Annotated in this window: 12 protein-coding genes and 1 pseudogene; 9 read left to right on the top strand and 4 right to left on the bottom strand. The window is 70.9% G+C overall.

The genetic code is table 11. From position 1 onward, the window contains the following. The first annotated feature begins 80 nt into the window (after window positions 1–80). Together lysX and ACZ4EG_RS10815 are read left to right on the top strand one after the other, a co-directional pair. Window positions 81–3,359, top strand: coding sequence for a bifunctional lysylphosphatidylglycerol synthetase/lysine--tRNA ligase LysX (lysX, locus tag ACZ4EG_RS10820; RefSeq protein WP_467790365.1), 3,279 nt, complete (start codon window positions 81–83; stop codon window positions 3,357–3,359). 89 nt (window positions 3,360–3,448) lie between these two features. Beyond that, window positions 3,449–4,282 carry a polysaccharide deacetylase family protein gene (locus ACZ4EG_RS10815; RefSeq protein WP_453545778.1) on the top strand — a complete coding sequence of 278 codons (834 nt, stop codon included), beginning with the start codon at window positions 3,449–3,451 and terminating at the stop codon, window positions 4,280–4,282. Between the two features lie 28 nt (window positions 4,283–4,310). Here ACZ4EG_RS10815 and ACZ4EG_RS10810 read toward each other — a convergent pair whose 3' ends face one another. After that, window positions 4,311–4,988 (bottom strand): class F sortase, encoded by a 678-nt coding sequence (locus ACZ4EG_RS10810; RefSeq protein ID WP_453545780.1) that lies wholly within the window; start codon window positions 4,986–4,988, stop codon window positions 4,311–4,313. 973 nt (window positions 4,989–5,961) lie between these two features. On the opposite strand from ACZ4EG_RS10810, the pseudogene ACZ4EG_RS10805 reads away from it, so the two are divergent. After that, window positions 5,962–6,354, top strand: a pseudogene (locus ACZ4EG_RS10805) (hypothetical protein); the annotation flags it as partial. A gap of 323 nt (window positions 6,355–6,677) precedes the next feature. Here ACZ4EG_RS10805 and ACZ4EG_RS10800 read toward each other — a convergent pair. Beyond that, entirely contained in the window at window positions 6,678–7,442 is a 765-nt protein-coding gene (locus tag ACZ4EG_RS10800) for a bestrophin-like domain (RefSeq protein ID WP_453545781.1), read from the bottom strand. Window positions 7,443–7,484: 42 nt separating this feature from the next. Next, window positions 7,485–7,958 carry a hypothetical protein gene (locus ACZ4EG_RS10795; protein WP_467790364.1) on the bottom strand — a complete coding sequence of 158 codons (474 nt, stop codon included), beginning with the start codon at window positions 7,956–7,958 and terminating at the stop codon, window positions 7,485–7,487. A gap of 321 nt (window positions 7,959–8,279) precedes the next feature. On the opposite strand from ACZ4EG_RS10795, the gene ACZ4EG_RS10790 reads away from it, so the two are divergent. The 3 genes from ACZ4EG_RS10790 to ACZ4EG_RS10780 all read left to right on the top strand — a co-directional run bounded on the left by ACZ4EG_RS10790 (window position 8,280) and on the right by ACZ4EG_RS10780 (window position 12,586). Further along, the gene (locus ACZ4EG_RS10790) at window positions 8,280–9,245 is read left to right on the top strand and encodes an SCO0930 family lipoprotein (protein WP_453545786.1); all 966 of its coding nucleotides are present in this window, start codon (window positions 8,280–8,282) and stop codon (window positions 9,243–9,245) included. A gap of 390 nt (window positions 9,246–9,635) precedes the next feature. Then, window positions 9,636–10,448: an SAM-dependent methyltransferase gene (locus ACZ4EG_RS10785; RefSeq protein WP_467790363.1), complete on the top strand. Its 813-nt coding sequence runs from the start codon at window positions 9,636–9,638 to the stop codon at window positions 10,446–10,448. Continuing rightward, complete coding sequence (locus ACZ4EG_RS10780; protein ID WP_467790362.1) at window positions 10,445–12,586, top strand: putative bifunctional diguanylate cyclase/phosphodiesterase; 2,142 nt, start codon at window positions 10,445–10,447, stop codon at window positions 12,584–12,586. The genes ACZ4EG_RS10785 and ACZ4EG_RS10780 overlap by 4 nt, the downstream gene beginning before the upstream one ends. 121 nt (window positions 12,587–12,707) lie before the next feature. Here ACZ4EG_RS10780 and ACZ4EG_RS10775 read toward each other — a convergent pair whose 3' ends face one another. Continuing rightward, on the bottom strand, window positions 12,708–13,592 hold the full coding sequence (locus ACZ4EG_RS10775) for a LysR family transcriptional regulator (RefSeq protein WP_453545791.1): 885 nt from the start codon (window positions 13,590–13,592) through the stop codon (window positions 12,708–12,710). Window positions 13,593–13,712: 120 nt separating this feature from the next. On the opposite strand from ACZ4EG_RS10775, the gene ACZ4EG_RS10770 reads away from it, so the two are divergent. Genes ACZ4EG_RS10770 through ACZ4EG_RS10760 form a run of 3 tightly spaced genes read left to right on the top strand, consistent with a single transcriptional unit; the run spans window position 13,713 to window position 17,081 of the window. Continuing rightward, window positions 13,713–14,384: a succinate dehydrogenase gene (locus ACZ4EG_RS10770; protein ID WP_453545793.1), complete on the top strand. Its 672-nt coding sequence runs from the start codon at window positions 13,713–13,715 to the stop codon at window positions 14,382–14,384. Window position 14,385: 1 nt separating this feature from the next. Beyond that, window positions 14,386–16,335: a fumarate reductase/succinate dehydrogenase flavoprotein subunit gene (locus tag ACZ4EG_RS10765; RefSeq protein ID WP_467790361.1), complete on the top strand. Its 1,950-nt coding sequence runs from the start codon at window positions 14,386–14,388 to the stop codon at window positions 16,333–16,335. Beyond that, on the top strand, window positions 16,332–17,081 hold the full coding sequence (locus ACZ4EG_RS10760; protein WP_453545797.1) for a succinate dehydrogenase/fumarate reductase iron-sulfur subunit: 750 nt from the start codon (window positions 16,332–16,334) through the stop codon (window positions 17,079–17,081). The genes ACZ4EG_RS10765 and ACZ4EG_RS10760 overlap by 4 nt, the downstream gene beginning before the upstream one ends. The last annotated feature ends 31 nt before the right edge of the window (window positions 17,082–17,112 follow it).

Raw genomic sequence — 17,112 nt, 5'->3', positions numbered from 1 at the left:
GCTATCGGAACACCCCGCTCCGGCGAGAGCACGGGACCGCTCGACGAGCGAGCCGCACGGCGCCTTCCTACAGTCGGAACATGAGTGCCACCGCGGAGGCCGCCACGGGGAAGAGCGCCGCGGGCCCGATACGGCCGCCCGCGAGCGGCTTCCTCAGCCGGGTGCCCGAGGGCTTCGCGACCTTCTTCGGCGCCCTCGGCCTGCTGTGCGGGCTGCTCGCCATCATCGCCCCGCTGCGTGTGCTGCTGCGCCCGCTCGTCCGCACCCTCGACCTTCTCCTCGTCCCGGTCAGCGCCAACCTCGCCTACGCCGTCTTCCTGTTCCTGCTGGCCGCCGCCACCGGCGCGCGCAAGAAGGTCGCCTGGTGGCTGGTCGTCGTCTATCTGGGCCTGATCGTTCTCTCGGACATCCTCGGCCTCGCGCTCGGCCGGTACGCCGAGTCGGTCCCGTCCCTGGTGGTGTGCGGTCTCGCGCTGGTCCTGCTGGTCGTGGCCCGCAAGGAGTTCTACGCCGCCTCCCGGCGCGGCGCCGTATGGCGGGCGCTCGCCGTGCTGGTCGCCGGACTCGCCGTGGCGATCCTGGTCGGCTGGGGCCTGGTCGCGCTCTTTCCCGGCACCCTGCCCGAGAGCCAGCACCTGGCCTGGGCGGCCGACCGGGTGTGCGGCGGTCTGGTCTCCGACCAGTCCTTCGACGGCCGCCCGCCCCGCGCCGTCACCTTTGTGCTCGGCCTGTTCGGCGCGCTCGCCCTGCTGAACGCCGCGGCCACCCTCTTCCGCTCACAGCGCCTGGAGGCCGCCCTGCACGGCGACGAGGAGGCCCGCATCCGCGCCCTCCTCAAGGCGTACGGCGAGGACGACTCCCTCGGCTACTTCGCCACCCGCCGCGACAAGGCCGTCGTCTTCTCGCCCAGCGGCAAGGCCGCCGTCACCTACCGCGTCGAGGCAGGCGTCTGCCTGGCCAGCGGCGACCCCGTCGGCGACCGCGAGGCCTGGCCGCACGCCATCGCCGCCTGGCTCGCCCTGGCCCGCCGTCACGCCTGGGCCCCCGCGGTGATGGGCGCCTCCGAGGACGGCGCCAGGGCCTTCGTCCGCGCCGGACTCGGCGCGCTCCAGCTCGGCGACGAGGCCATCGTGCACGTGCCCGGCTTCGACCTGGACGGCCGCGACATGCGCGTCACCCGGCAGGCCGTGCACCGGGTCCGGCGCACCGGCGCCACCTGCCGCGTCCGCCGCCACGCCGCCCTCACCGACGCGGAGATGGAGGGGGTCGTCGACAAGGCCGACGCCTGGCGCGACACCGAGACCGAACGCGGCTTCTCCATGGCCCTGGACCGGCTCGGCGACCCGGCCGACGGCGACTGCCTCCTGGTCGAGGCCCTCAGCGACGACGGCCGGCTCCTCGCCCTGCTCTCCTTCGTGCCCTGGGGCGGCGACGGCGTCTCCCTGGACCTGATGCGCCGTGACCGCACCGCCCCGAACGGCGTCATGGAGTTCATGGTCGCCGAACTCTGCACGGCCGCCCCCAAACTGGGCGTGCACCGCATCTCCCTCAACTTCGCGGTGTTCCGCTCGGTGTTCGAGGAGGGCGCCCGCATCGGCGCGGGACCGGTCCTCAGGCTGTGGCGCCGTCTGCTGCTGTTCTTCTCCCGGTGGTGGCAGCTGGAGGCCCTGTACCGCTCCAACGCCAAGTACCTGCCCGAGTGGTACCCGCGCTTCATCTGCTACGCCGACACCGCCTCCCTCGCCCGCATCGGCCTCGCCTCCGGAATCGCCGAGGGTTTCGTCGCCGTACCGTCGCTGCGCAAACTCTTGGGAAAGGGGCACTCGAAGGCCGGGCAGCGGCCCACGACCACCGAGGGTCTGCCGCCCCTGGCGGCGCTCGGCCTCGACGGAGGGGGCGAGACCGGGCCCGCAGCCGCGGACGCGGGCCTGCCCGAACAGGTCCGCGTCCGCCACCACCGGCTCGACCGGCTGCGCGCCGAAGGCACCGACCCCTACCCCGTGGGAAGTCCCCGGCCCACCCATGCCCTGGCCGAGGTCACAGAGGGCCAAGAAGTCACCGTCGCGGGCCGGATCATGCTGGTCCGCGACTTCGGCGGCATCGTCTTCGTCGTCCTGCGCGACTGGTCCGGCGACCACCAGCTCGCCCTCACCCGCGGCGACTTCGGTCCCGCCCTCGACCGCTTCACCGCCGACACCGACATCGGCGACCACATCACCGCCACCGGCCGCGCGGGCCGCAGCGACAAGGGCGAGCCGACCGTCTTCGTCACCTCCTGGCAGCTGACCGGCAAGTGCCTGCGCCCCCTGCCCGACAAGCGCCGCGGCCTCACCGACCCCGAGGCCAAGGTGCGCATGCGCTCTCTCGACCTGGTCACCAGCCCCGCCGCCCGCGACATCGTCCGCGTCCGCTCCACCGCCGTACAGGCCCTGCGCCAGGGCCTCCTGGACCGTGGCTACCTGGAGGTCGAGACCCCGATGCTCCAGCAGATCCACGGCGGCGCCAACGCCCGTCCCTTCACCACCCACATCAACGCCTACGACCTCGACCTGTATCTGCGGATCGCCCCCGAGCTGTATCTGAAGCGGCTGTGTGTCGGCGGCCTGGAGAAGGTCTTCGAGCTGGGCCGCACCTTCCGCAACGAGGGCGTCTCCCACAAGCACAACCCCGAGTTCACGATGCTCGAGGCCTACCAGGCCCACGCCGACTACGACGTGATGCTCGACCTCACCCGCGAACTCGTCCAGGGCGCGGCCACCGCCGCCTTCGGCCGCCCGGTCGCCCACAAGGACGGCAAGGAGTACGACATCTCCGGGCGCTGGACGGTCAGCACGGTCTACGGCGCGATCTCCGAGGCGCTGGGGGAGGAGATCGGTCCCGGCACGGAGCCGGAGCGACTGCGCCGGCTGTGCGACCGGGCGGGCGTGCCGTACACCACGGACGACGGGCACGGAGACATCGTCCTGGAGATGTACGAGCGGCTCGTCGAGGAGAGGACCCAGCTGCCGACCTTCTACAAGGACTTCCCGACCGAGGTCTCCCCGCTCACCCGGCAGCACCGCACCGACCCGCGGCTCGCCGAACGCTGGGACCTGGTCGCCTTCGGCACCGAGCTCGGCACCGCCTACTCCGAACTGACCGACCCCGTGGAACAGCGGCGCCGCCTCACCGCCCAGTCCCTGCTCGCCGCCGGGGGAGACCCCGAGGCGATGGAGCTCGACGAGGACTTCCTCGACGCTCTGGAATACGCGATGCCGCCCACCGGCGGACTCGGCGTCGGCGTCGACCGACTGGTCATGTTCCTCACCGGACTGACCATCCGTGAGACGCTGCCGTTCCCCCTTGTGCGCCATCACTGACCGCCGGGACTGGGCCGAGCGGGTGCTTTCCGGCGGCCGTACCGGTGTCGCTGTGGTGCGCCGGAGCCTCTTCGGGCGACTGATGAGTCATGCAGAAGGATCAGTTGCTCACACGGCGCCGGGTGCTGCTCGGTGCCGCCGCTCTGGGAGCCGCCGGTACCGCGGGACTGCTCATGTCCGGCACGGGCGGCGAATCGGTACGGTCGGCGGCGCCCGCCTGGGGCCCGCAGGCGCGTGCCGCGCTCAAGCCCAACGCCTACCGGCTCCAGCCCCTCGCCGGTGACGCGCCGCCGCGCAGGCGGCCCGGCAAGGTCGCGGTGCGCGGCGAACCCATCATGGAGCTGCCCGTGCACGGCCGGCTCATGGTGCTGACCTTCGACGACGGACCCGACCCCCGCTACACCCCCGACATCCTGGACACCCTGGACGAGTACGGCGTCCGCGCGATGTTCTTCGTGTGCGGGGAGATGGCCGTGGACAACAAGGAACTGCTGGCCCGGATGGCCGACGCCGGGCACATCGTCGGCAACCACACCTGGACGCATCCGCTGCTGACCCAGCTCGACCGCGCCGAGATCCGCTCCGAGATGGTGCGCACCAGTGATGTCATCGAGGACGCCTACGGGGAACGGCCCTGGTGGTTCCGGGCGCCCTACGGTGCCTGGAACCGCGCGGCGTTCCAGCTGGGCGCCGAGATGGGGATGGAGCCGCTGGCCTGGACGGTCGACAGCCTCGACTGGACCACTCCGGGCACCCGCACCATCATCGACCGGGTCGAGAACGGCGCCGCCCCCGGTGTCGTCGTGCTCTCCCACGACGCCGGGGGCGACCGCTCGCAGACCGTGCGGGCACTGCGCAAGTGGCTGCCCCATCTGCTCGACGACGGCTACCACTTCACCGTTCCCCGACGCCGCACCGCCTGAGGGACCGGCCCGCCCCGCCGGGGAACGGTCAGCGGACCTCGGCCAGGCGGGCGAAGACGACGACGTTCCCGTCGTAGCCGTGCTGTTTGGAGAATCCGCCTCCGCAGGTGATGACACGCAGCTCGGGCGTGCCCTTGGAGCCGTAGACCCGGTCGCCGGGGAAGTTGTTCTTCGCGAAGACCTCGATGCCGTAGATCTCGAAGACCGCGGTCTTCCCGTCCTTGCGGGCGACCTCGATGCGATTCCCCTTCTTCAGGGACCCGAGTCCGTAGAACACGGCCGGGCCCTGCTTGTTGTCGACGTGCCCGACGATCACCGCCGTGCCCTTCTCGCCGGGCGAGACGGCGCCGGTGAACCAGCCGGCCAGATTCGGGTCCTCGGGCGGCGGCGCGCCGACCCAGCCGTTCGAGTCCAGGCCCACGGAGATGATGGGTGCGTCGACCCGGATCGAGGGGATCCTGACCCGGTCGGGCGCGGCGAACGGCAGGTCCTGCCGGCCCCCCGCGACGGTGGCACCGGGCACCCGGCTGTCCGCGGCCGCGGCCGCCGCCCGGGCGGGCTGCGGCGGCCCGACGTCGAACTCCCCCGAGCCGTTCCGGATGAGCGCGAGCCCGGTCAGCAGAACAAGCGCTATCACGCCCCAAGGGGCGCGCTTCTTTCGCCGGTCCTCCACTTCGACGAGCTCGGACAGCCCGGACGCATACATTCGCCATCCCCTCTCGACGAAGCCGTCGCCACGTCATTCGCGCATACGAGAACGCTAAGTCCCGCACGAGCGACCGGCGACGGGGCATACGGCGAACGGGTGGCCCGGGCGACCCTTGGTGCGCCATCCGAGTTGCCATCGGCCGGAAATTTTCTGACGGTCCGTGACCTGCGATGTTGTCCGATTGTGCGGTTTTCCGTCGGCGTGTCCGCTCACCAGGACGGACCATTCTCGAAATGCGGGCGTGTTCCCCGCGCCCGAGGGTCTTTCCTGGAGGTGCTTTCTCGCCGATCGACCGGGGACGGGTCCCGGGGTGCCTCCCGCGGAGGATCACATGAGGAACACACGTGCCCTGGCGGCCGCGGCCTTGACGGTCGCCGCCCTCGGGCTCGCCGCCCCCGCGGCCGTCGCGGACGGTGTGGGGAGCGGCGGCGGTCCGAGCAGCACCGATCTGAACGGGGTGAGCGGCGTAGGCGGCGTAAGTGGTGTAGGCGGCGTGGCCGGTGTGGGAGGTGTGGGCGGCATCGGCGGTGTAGGTGGCGTGCTCGGCGGGGGCGATCTGGGCAACAACGGGCTCCGCCCCGGCAACAACAACGGCTACGGCAACAACAACGGGGTCGGGAACAACAACGAGAACCGGCCGGGGAACAACAACGGTTACGGCAACAACAACGGGGCGGGGAACAACAACGAGAACCGGCCGGGCAACAACGAGAACCGGCCGGGCAACAACGAGAACCGGCCGGGCAACAACGACGGGTACGGCAACAACAACGGTTCCGGGAACAATGGTTCCGGGAACAACGGTTCCGGGAACAGCAACGAATCCCGGCCGGGCAACGAAAACGGCGCCGGGAACAACAACGGGGTCGGCAGCAACAACGGCGTCGGGGGAAACAACGGGGTAGGGAGCAACAACGGCGTCGGCAACAACAACGGGCCGGGCAACAACACCCTCGGTGACTTCGCGAGGAACATCAACGCCGCGCCCAACGCGATCGCCGCGGGCGGCCGGCTCACCATCACGGCGGAGGGCTGCCGGGGCGGTGGCACGGCGTCCTCGCGTGCCTTCCGCGCCATCGCACTGTCGCCGCTGGCCGGCACCAACGACACCGCGCGGGGCATCGCGACGGTCAACAACGACGCCCTGGCCGGCCCGTTCGACATCGCCGTCAACTGCAACGGCCGCACCCTGACCCGCCCGGCGGCCTTCAATGTGCTCGGCGGCGTCAACGGCGGCGTCGGTGGCAGCGTCTCGTCCGGGGCGACCAAGACCGACATGGCCATCGGCGGCGGTCTGGTGGCCGCGGCCGTGATCGGCGGCGGGGTGTTCCTGGTGCGCCGCAGGCACGAGAAGCGGATCTGAGCGGGTGGCCCCTCTCCCTGGCAAGGCCCCCTTCGGAGAGCACGACGCACGGTGACAGGCCTTCGCCCCGGTCCTCGACGGATCCCGGGGCGAAGGCCTGCTGGGGCGTTGACGGGGGCAGACACCGTCCGCGGCAACGCGTATCGCGCCCATGGTCTGTCCCTCCGGTCACCGAGGAGCGGCGGCGGACCTGCTCCGCTCGCGCCTGACGTGCACCTCGCTGACTCGAACGCTAGGCACGCCGGCCCACGGGCGCGATCGGGATGGGGCGAACGGGTCAGGCCCGTGGGCCGCACGGGTGAGGGCTCGGCCCCTGGCCGTCGTCATCCCTTGACGTGCGGGAAGAGCGCGAGGAACGGTTCGGCCGTCGCCGCGATGCCCCGGCTGTAGGGCGCGTCGAAGTCCCAGATGAGGAACAGCATGAAGGCGATCGTCGCGGAGAACAGCCCGGCCAGGACGAGCTCGCGTGGGGTGCGTCTGATCTGCAGGGCGAAGACCATGCCGATGGTGATCGCGGCCCCGGTGAGCAGCCCGAACCACACCACGCCGGGCATCGTCGCCCCGGTCGAGTCGGCCCGGGCGTTGCGCGCCTGGTCGGCCGTGGCCACCTGGTCGGCCAGCGGCTGGTAGGCCTGCGCCTGGAAGTCCGTCTTCGGCTGAAAGTCGGTGACGTCGTGGCGGACGCGGTCGAGCAGTTCGGTGCCGCGCGGGGTGAGCCGGCCGTGGTCGGTCATCGACTTCCACTCGGTGGTGACGACGTGTCCGACATAGGCGTTGACATCGGCCCGAATCCGGTCGCGGACATCGGGCGGATAGACCCGGACCCGCTCCGAGATCTCGTGCAGCGCCTGGGCCTCCGCCTGTACGTGGTCCTGGGCGGCGCTGCGCGCCTCCCACGCCCCGGCGATGGCCAGGCCCAGCACGATGGCGTACACGACGCCGATCCACATGGTCATGTACTCGATGACGTCGGGGGTCTCGCTGGGATCGTCGTCTTCGGCGGCCGTGCGGTGCCGTACGAGGGTGACGACGACCACCACGGCGCACGCGCCCAGCATCGCGAGGGCGAGAACAAGCCATTCCGACAACAGGTGCCTCCAGAGAACAGCGCGTGTCTGTGCGTCGACGCGTCAGCGCGGACGCAGTGCGGCGACGGCGACCACCGCGGGGACGGTGATGAGCAGGACGTAGGTGACCGGGGACGTACGCCCGTGCGTCGTCCCGCCGGTCGGCCTGGGCCGGTAGTGCGGGTACCGCACCGGCGTGGGCGAGGGGTGTGGGGTGGGCCTCGGCCTGGGCTTCGGGGGCGGGGGAGTGGGCGTCGGGGTGGGGACGAGCGCCGGCCGGAGCGGGGGTGGTGGTTTCGGCGCGGGCTTCGGCGGCGGGGGCGGCGTCGGACGCGGGGTGGGCGTCGGCCTCGGCGGTGCCGGGGTGGGTGTCGGCGTCGGAGTGGGCGACGGGCAGGCCGGCGGCGTGGGCCAGGAGCGGCCCCCGGCGACGGCCACCGCGACCATGCCGTCCGGGCCGGTCGAGGCGTACGCGCAGGCGTCGGCGGCCGCCGGCCCCGCCGGGCAGCCGGCCAGGGTCCACGTCAGCGCCAGCACGGCCAACACCCTTGGGGCGGGCGCGAGTCGGGTCCGTTCGGGTCCATGCACGACGGAGATCATGGGCAGCGGAACACCGTCCCACGCCGCCGTGCCCGGGGATTGCCCCGAAGGGGGGACCGGCACCGCAGGGCGGTTTGAACGGCGGGGCGCGGCGGCCGGGCGATGGCGGACGCGCGTGCGGTGTGCGGCAGGGTGTGGCACAGCGTTCGGAAAGAAATTTGTGCGCCGGTTGAACACAACGCCCGTCCCCATCCGTACCCAATGTCGTGCGGCGGCGCAGAGGCGCTGCAATATCCAGGCGATTATGGGGAGTTGACGATGAAGACCTCCTGGCGGAGCGCCTCACTTGTGGCGACGGCCGCATCGGTGCTGATGCTCACGACGGCGTGCGGTCAGGACAATGCCACCACTCCGTCGTCGGCGGCCCAGAACGTCGGTGCGACGGCCGCGGCGGGCGATTACGGCAGTGCCACCGCCGGTGCGGGGACCGGCGCCGGCAATGGCTACGGCGCCGACGGCAGCCAGAGTTCGAGCTCCCCGAGCCCGGCGGCCCCCGCCGGCAATCTGTCCGTGGCCGCCAACCCGGACCTGGGCAAGGTGCTGACCGACGGTTCCGGTCTCACCCTCTACCGTTTCGACGCGGACACCGCCAATCCCCCCAAGTCGAACTGCGACGGCGACTGCGCCACCACCTGGCCGCCGGTTCCCGCGGACGACGCCACGGCCGGTGAGGGCATCGACAAGTCGCTCCTCGGTGAGGTCACCCGCTCCGACGGCACCAAGCAGCTGACGATCGGCGGCTGGCCGGCGTACCGCTACGCCAAGGACGTCAACGCCGGTGACGTCAACGGCCAGGGTGTGGGCGGCAAGTGGTTCGCGCTCGCCCCCAATGGCAAGAAGGCGACCCTCTCCGCTCTGCCCGGCCTGTCCGTCCGCAAGGACGCCAAGCTCGGCGACATCGTCGTCGACAAGAACGGCATGACGGTCTACCGCTTCATCAAGGACAAGGCATGGCCCAAGTCCGTCTCGAACTGCACCGGAGCCTGCCTGGAGAAGTGGCCGGCCGTCGCGGAGGTCAGCGCGAACGACACCAAGGGCGTCAAGAAGAAGGGCCTGATGGGCTTCACCCGGCCCGACAACGGCACCAAGCAGATGACGGTCAACTGCTGGCCGATCTACACCTTCTCCGGTGACAAGGCCCCCGGGGACACCAACGGTCAGGGCGTCGGCGGCACGTGGTACGCCGTCTCGCCCGAAGGAAAGCTGGTCGGCGCGTCGGAGTAGAGATCACCTCCCCAGGGTTGATCGCCTCGCCCATGTCGTATCGGACCACCGCGGAAGGGAGGGACGAGGACGAGCGAGAGTGCCGGACGCACGACAACCGGCGCGCGACCACAGGTCCGCCCCCTCCGCACCGCACGGAGGGGGCGGACCCCTTTGCGTGGGCGCCGGATGGCGCGCCCCGTGGAGAGGGGGGAACGGGGCGACTGGCACGAACCGCCCGCACCCGACCGACGGGCCGAACACACCCAAAGCGCAGCTCGGCGTTGCCGCAGGCAGTGACCGGGAACGGACGGTCAATTTCCGGTTCGGGTCGCTCCATTGGCGGGCGATCAGTAGCCTCAGCTCGAACACCGGATCGCCTGACCTGTCGCCTACGCCTTGGAGAGATACATGGAGCGTCCCGCCTGGGCCCCACGAAGCATCGACATCTCGGTGCCGAGCGTTTCGCGTATCTACGACTACTACCTGGGCGGATCGCACAATTTCGAGGTCGACCGCGAGGCGGCCCGCAAGGCCATGGAGTTCATGCCGGGCCTCCCGAAGATCATGCAGGCCAACCGGGCATTCATGCGCCGGGCCGTGGCCTTCGCGGCCGAGGAGGGCATCGACCAGTTCCTGGACATCGGCTCGGGCATCCCGACCTTCGGCAACGTCCACGAGGTGGCCGGGACGGCCCGGCCCGGCGCACGGGTCGTGTACGTCGACCACGATCCGGTGGCCGTGGCGCACAGCCAGGCGGTCCTGGCGGGCAACGAGCGCGCGGATGTCGTCGCCGCGGACCTCCGCAAGCCCCAGGAGATCCTGTCGAGCCCCCAAGTGGAGCGTCTGATCGACCTGAATCGGCCAGTGGCGCTGCTTCTCGTTGCCATACTGCACTTCGTGGAAGACGCGGACGACCCGTACAGTGCGGTGGCCGAGCTGCGAGAGGCGCTCGCGCCCGGCAGCCTGCTGATCCTCACGCATGCCTCGTACGAGGGAGTCCCGCTGCCACCGAAGCGGGCGGAGGGTGCGGTGGACGTGTACAAGGACATTCGCAACCCGCTGATCATGCGTTCGCGCGACGAGATCGCGCGGTTCTTCGAGGGGTACGACATGGTGGAACCCGGGCTGGTGCCGATGCCTCACTGGCGGCCGCAGACGGCGCCGGAGGACGAGGATCCCTACGCCTTCTCCGGATTCGCCGGCGTGGGGCGTACGGCGTGACCGCGGAGCCGGACGGGCCGGAGGACAGACTCCGCCGGTTCGCGACGATCTGGAGCCGGGCCGTCTTCCCGGTGACCTCCACGTCGCTGACCCGGCCGGAGCTCGAAGAGCAACTCCTGCCGCTCGCACGCCGGTTGAGCGACGCGCTACGGGCCCGCAGCTTCGACGCCGACGAGGCCAGGGCGGTCGGCGCGGCGCTGATCGACACGCACTGCACCGACCCCGAGGCGCTCACCCGCACCCTGGACTGCGTCGACGCCTACCTGGTGCTCTACTGCGGCGCGGACGGCCCCCAGGACGAGATGCGGATGCGCTCCTCGCGGGTCCAGCACTCCATGGCCGCCGGGTTCGCGCAGGCGCTGCGCGAGCGGACCCTGGCCGAACAGGAGGCCATCGCCCGGGCCGCGCTCCAGGCCCAGGGCGTGGTCGCCCAGGCGCTGCACGCCAGCGAGGCCCGGTTCCGCGCGGTGTTCGAGGGCGCCGCCATAGGCATCGGCATCGCCGACCTCGACGGCAACGTCCTCCAGGTCAACGGGGCGCTGCTGCGTATGTTCGGCGGCTCCGAGCAGGCCGTGCGGGGCCGCAACGTCATGGAGTGGACCCACCCCGAGGACGCGCCCCAGACCTGGAAGCTCTACGACGAGCTGGTGCGCGGCGACCGCGAGCACTACCACGTCGAGAAGGCCTTCAACCGCCCCGACGGAACGGTCCTGTGGACCAATCTCACGGTCTCCCTGCTCAGGGACGCCGACGGCAGCCCGCAGTACCAGCTCGCCCTGATGGAGGACACCACCGAGCGCCGGCTGCTCAATCTGCGGCTGCGCTACGAGGCCACCCACGACGCGCTCACCGGCCTGCCCAACCGCACCCTGTTCTTCGAGCGTCTGGAAAAGGCCCTGGCGGCGGGCGAGGGCCAGCGCTTCGGCCTGTGCTACCTCGACCTCGACGGCTTCAAGACCATCAACGACAGCCTCGGTCATGCGGCCGGCGACCGGCTGCTCGTCGAGGTCGCCGACCGGCTCCAGTCCTGCGCGACCGCGCCCGGTGAGATGGTGGCGCGGCTCGGCGGCGACGAGTTCGTGGCGCTGACCACCGGTCCCGGCACCGAGCGCGAGGTCGACGAGCTCGCCGAACGCATCATGCACGCGCTCGTCACCCCGATCAGCGTCGACGGCCGCGAGCTCCTGGTCCGCGGCAGCATCGGCATCGTCGAGGGCCCGGCGGGCGAGCGCACCCCGGCCGAGGTGCTGCGCAGCGCCGACATCACCATGTACCGGGCCAAGTCGGCGGGCGGCAACCGCTCGGAGCTGGCCGACCCGGAGGCCGACGCCCGCGCCATCACCCGGCACGGTCTGACCACCGCGCTTCCCGCGGCCCTGGACCGGGGCGAGTTCTTCATCGAGTACCAGCCGCTGGTCCACCTCGGCGACGGCAGCGTGCGCGGCGCCGAGGCCCTGGTGCGCTGGCTGCACCCGCAGCACGGCGTCCTCGGCCCCGACCGGTTCATCCCGCTCGCCGAACACACGGGCCTGATCGTGCCGTTGGGCCGCTGGGTCCTTGAGGAGTCCGTCCGCCAGGCCCGCGACTGGCGCGAGCGATACGACGGGGCGGCCGACGGGCCGCTGCGCATCAACGTCAACCTCTCGCCGTGCCAGCTCACCCATCCCGGTCTGGTGCAGGACACGGTGGAGATCCTGGAACGCGCGGGCGTCGCGCCGGACTCGCTGTGCCTGGAGGTCACCGAGTCCGCCCTCATCGGCGCCGACGACGATCTGCTCAAACCGCTGCGCAGGCTCGCCGAGATGGGTGTCGACATCGCCCTCGACGACTTCGGCACCGGCTACTCGAACCTGGCCAACCTGCGTCGTCTGCCGGTGAGCATCCTCAAGCTGGACCGCTCCTTCACCCAGAGCATGCAGCGGTTCCCGGCCGACCCCGTCGACCTCAAGATCGTCGAGGGGATCGTTTCACTGGCCCACAGCCTCGACCTCGCGGTCACCGTGGAGGGCGTGGAGACCGGCGCCCAGGCCGAGCAACTGCGCATCCTGGGCTGCGACACGGCCCAGGGCTGGTACTACGCCCGCCCGGGCCCACCGGAACGCCTCCACGACCTGGCCCTGGTGGACGCAACAGGCTGAACCCCTGAAGCACGGCAGGCGCAGTTCCCCTCAGGGTGCGGGGAACTGCGCGAGCAACCGAACACGACCCGCACCCCCCGACGGCGCCCCCGAGGCAGACGCACCCGGGCACAAAGCAAACTCACCGCTCGAGCAACATCCGCTGCAACTCACGCGCGGCCCGAGGCGGAGCCACATCGCTCCGGTGCGCCAACGCGATCGTCCGATGCAACCCCGGCCGAGCCAACGGAGTAACCCGCAGGCCCCGGCCCGACCGCGTCGCCACCATCCGCGGTACGACGGCCACGCCGAGCCCCGCCCGGACAAACCCCAGCACCGCGTCCATCTCACCCCCCTCCACGCCGAAGTCCGGCTCGAACCCCGCGGAGCGGCACGCCGCCACCGTGAGCTCGCGCAGGTCGTAGCCGTGCCGGAACATCACGAGGCGCTCGCCCTCCAGGTCGGCGACGCGCACGGCCGGCGCGCCCCGGCCCGGTGCGGGCGCCTCTGGTGACGACACCACCACCAGGTCCTCCCGCAGCAGTTCCACCGAGGTGAGGGCGGGCGAGGCGGGCGGCAGCGGGAGCACGATCAGGGCGAGGTCGAGGGCGCCGCGCGCGAGCTCCCGTACGAGATCGTGGGAGCCGCCCTCCTCGATCAGCAGCCGGATGCCGGGATAGCGGTCGTGGAAGGCCCGCAGCACGTCAGGCAGCAGCCCGGTGCACAGACTCGGGGTCGCGCCGAGCCGCACCCGCCCGCTGCGCAGCTGCACCAGCTCCTGCACCTCGTGCCGGGCCGTGTCGGCGTCGGCCAGGATCCGGCGGGCCAGCGGCAGCAGCGCCTCGCCCGCGTCGGTGAGCGTGATGTTGCCGCGCGCCCGCAGGAACAGATCCGCCCCCAGCTCCCGCTCCAGCGCCTTGATCTGCTGGGACAGGGACGGCTGTGCGACATGGACCAGCTCGGCGGCCCGGGTGAAGTGCCGGGTCTCGGCGACCGCCACGAAATACTGGAGCTGCTGGAACTGCATGGTTTCAGAATAGCCCCAGCCTATGGAAACAAGCCGGACCATGTCTTGGACCGATCGGGACCATCGGCCCTAGCGTTCTGATTCATGGCTCTGGCAACGCGGACGGACCGACGGCCGTCCATGGCACGCACGGTGTGGGACTCCACCGTAGGCAAGAAGACCGTGATGGCGGTCAGCGGCCTGATCATGCTGCTGTATCTGGTCGCGCACATGATCGGGAACCTGAAGATCTACTTCGGGGCGGGCGAGTTCAACCACTACGCCCACTGGCTGCGCACCGTCGGTGAACCGTTCATGCACTACGAGTGGACGCTGTGGCTCATCCGCGTCGTCCTGGTCGTCGCCGTGGTGGCCCACGCCACGTCCGCCTACCAGCTCAGCCGCCGTGACATCAGGGCGCGCCCCAGCAAGTACGTGCACAAGAGGCCCCGGGCGAGCTACGCCACGCGCACCATGCGCTGGGGCGGGATCATCCTCGGCCTGTTCATCGTCTGGCACCTCCTGGACCTGACCACCGGCACCGTGCATTCCGGCGGCTTCCAGGAGGGCCACCCGTACCAGAACGTCGTGGACACCTTCTCCACCTGGTACGGCAACGTCATCTACATCGTCGCGATGCTCGCGCTCGGCCTGCACATCCGGCACGGCTTCTGGAGCGCCGCACAGACCCTCGGCGTCGGCAGCCGCGCCCGCGACCGCGCCCTGAAGACCGTCGCCAACGTACTGGCGCTGCTGCTCACGGCCGGCTTCATCGCCGTACCCGTGGGCGTCATGACCGGAGTGGTGAGCTGACATGACAACCTACGCGAACTACGAGACCGGCGCGCCCGTCGTCGACGACAAGGCGCCCTCCGGCCCCGTCCACGAGCGCTGGGACAAGCGCCGTTTCGAGGCCAAGCTGGTCAACCCCGCCAACCGCCGCAAGCACACGGTGATCGTCGTCGGCACCGGCCTCGCCGGCGGCTCCGCCGGCGCCACCCTCGCCGAACAGGGCTACCACGTCGTCCAGTTCTGCTACCAGGACTCCCCACGCCGCGCCCACTCCATCGCCGCGCAGGGCGGCATCAACGCGGCCAAGAACTACCGCAACGACGGCGACTCCGTGCACCGGCTCTTCTACGACACCGTCAAGGGCGGCGACTTCCGGGCGCGCGAGTCCAACGTCCACCGCCTCGCGCAGATCTCGGTCGAGATCATCGACCAGTGCGTGGCCCAGGGCGTGCCCTTCGCGCGCGAGTACGGCGGCCTGCTCGACACCCGCTCCTTCGGCGGCGTCCAGGTCTCGCGCACGTTCTACGCCCGCGGCCAGACGGGCCAGCAGCTCCTCCTGGGCGCCTACCAGGCGCTGTCGCGGCAGATTGCGGCCGGGAACGTGGAAATGCACCCGCGCACCGAGATGCTCGACCTGATCGTCATCGACGGACGGGCGCGCGGGATCGTGGCACGCGACCTGATCACGGGCCGTATCGACACCTACTTCGCGGACGCCGTCGTGCTCGCCAGCGGCGGCTACGGCAACGTCTTCTATCTGTCGACGAACGCCATGAACTCCAACGCCACCGCGATCTGGCGGGCCCACCGGCGCGGCGCGTACTTCGCCAACCCCTGCTTCACCCAGATCCACCCCACCTGCATCCCGCGCACCGGCGACCACCAGTCCAAGCTCACCCTGATGAGCGAGTCGCTGCGCAACGACGGCCGGATCTGGGTGCCCAGGGCCAAGGGCGACACCCGGCCGCCGAACCGGATCCCCGAGGACGAGCGCGACTACTACCTGGAGCGCATCTACCCGTCCTTCGGCAATCTGGTCCCGCGCGACATCGCCTCCCGCGCCGCGAAGAACGTCTGCGACGAGGGCAGGGGAGTGGGCCCCGGCGGGCAGGGCGTGTACCTGGACTTCGCGGACGCGATCGAACGGATGGGCCGCAAGGCCGTCGAGGCCAAGTACGGCAATCTCTTCGACATGTACCAGCGGATCACGGACGAGGATCCGTACGAGGTGCCGATGCGCATCTACCCCGCCGTGCACTACACGATGGGCGGCCTCTGGGTCGACTACGACCTGCAGACCACCGTCCCCGGCCTGTTCGCCGTCGGCGAGGCCAACTTCTCCGACCACGGCGCCAACCGGCTCGGCGCCTCCGCGCTGATGCAGGGCCTGGCCGACGGGTACTTCGTGCTGCCGGCCACCATCAACGACTACCTCGCCCGCAACCCCCACCAGGAGGCGGTGACGGTCGAACACCCCGTCGTCCAGGAGGTGCTGGCGGAGACGCAGGACCGGCTCAGTCTGCTCCTCTCCGTCGACGGCGACCGCACCCCCGACTCCTTCCACCGCGAAGTCGGCGAACTGATGTGGGAGTTCTGCGGCATGGCGCGCACGGACGCCGGACTGCGCAAGGCCCTTGAGCGCATCCCACAGATCCGCGAGGAGTTCTGGCGGCGGATCAAGGTTCCGGGGACGGGCGAGGAGCTCAACCAGTCCCTGGAGAAGGCGAACCGCATCGTCGACTACCTGGAGCTCGCCGAGCTGATGTGCCTCGACGCGCTGCACCGCTCCGAGTCCTGCGGCGGCCACTTCCGCGAGGAGTCCCAGACGCCCGACGGCGAAGCCGCCCGCAGGGACGACGAGTTCTCCTACGCGGCCGCCTGGGAGTTCACGGGTACGGGCGAGGCCCCGACCCTGCACAAGGAAGACCTGGTCTTCGAGTACGTCCACCCCACCCAGCGGAGCTACGCATGAAGCTCAACCTGCGCGTCTGGCGGCAGAAGAACGCCGACGCCGACGGCGCCATGTCCACGTACGAGGTGGACGGCATCTCCTCCGACATGTCCTTCCTGGAGATGCTCGACACACTCAACGAGGAGCTCATCCTCAAGGGCGAGGACCCGGTCGCCTTCGACCACGACTGCCGCGAGGGCATCTGCGGCGCCTGCTCGCTCGTCATCAACGGCGACGCGCACGGCCCCGAGCGCACCACCACCTGCCAGTTGCACATGCGGTCCTTCAAGGACGGCGACACGATCGACATCGAGCCGTGGCGGGCGTCCGCCTTCCCGGTGATCAAGGATTTGGTCGTGGACCGGTCCGCCTTCGACCGGATCATCCAGGCGGGCGGCTACATCACCGCGCCGACCGGTGCCGCCCCCGAGGCCCACGCCACGCCGGTGCCCAAGCCGGACGCCGACTTCGCCTTCGAACACGCGGAGTGCATCGGCTGCGGGGCGTGCGTGGCCGCGTGCCCGAACGGGGCGGCGATGCTGTTCACCTCCGCCAAGGTCAACCACCTCAACGTGCTGCCGCAGGGGGCGCCCGAGCGCGAGACTCGGGTGCTGGACATGGTGGCGCAGATGGACGAGGAGGGGTTCGGCGGCTGCACGCTCACCGGGGAGTGCGCCACCGCCTGCCCCAAGGGCATTCCGCTGATGTCGATCACGAACATGAACAAGGAGTGGCTGCGGGCCACGCGCAAGGCGGGCAAGCGGTAGGGCTGTTGGCCGCAGGGCCGTCGGTCGCAGG

Source organism: Streptomyces sp. NPDC025638 (assembly GCF_055558775.1).
Note: the sequence above shows the minus strand (reverse complement) of the source record. Positions and strands in the feature narration are given on the sequence as shown.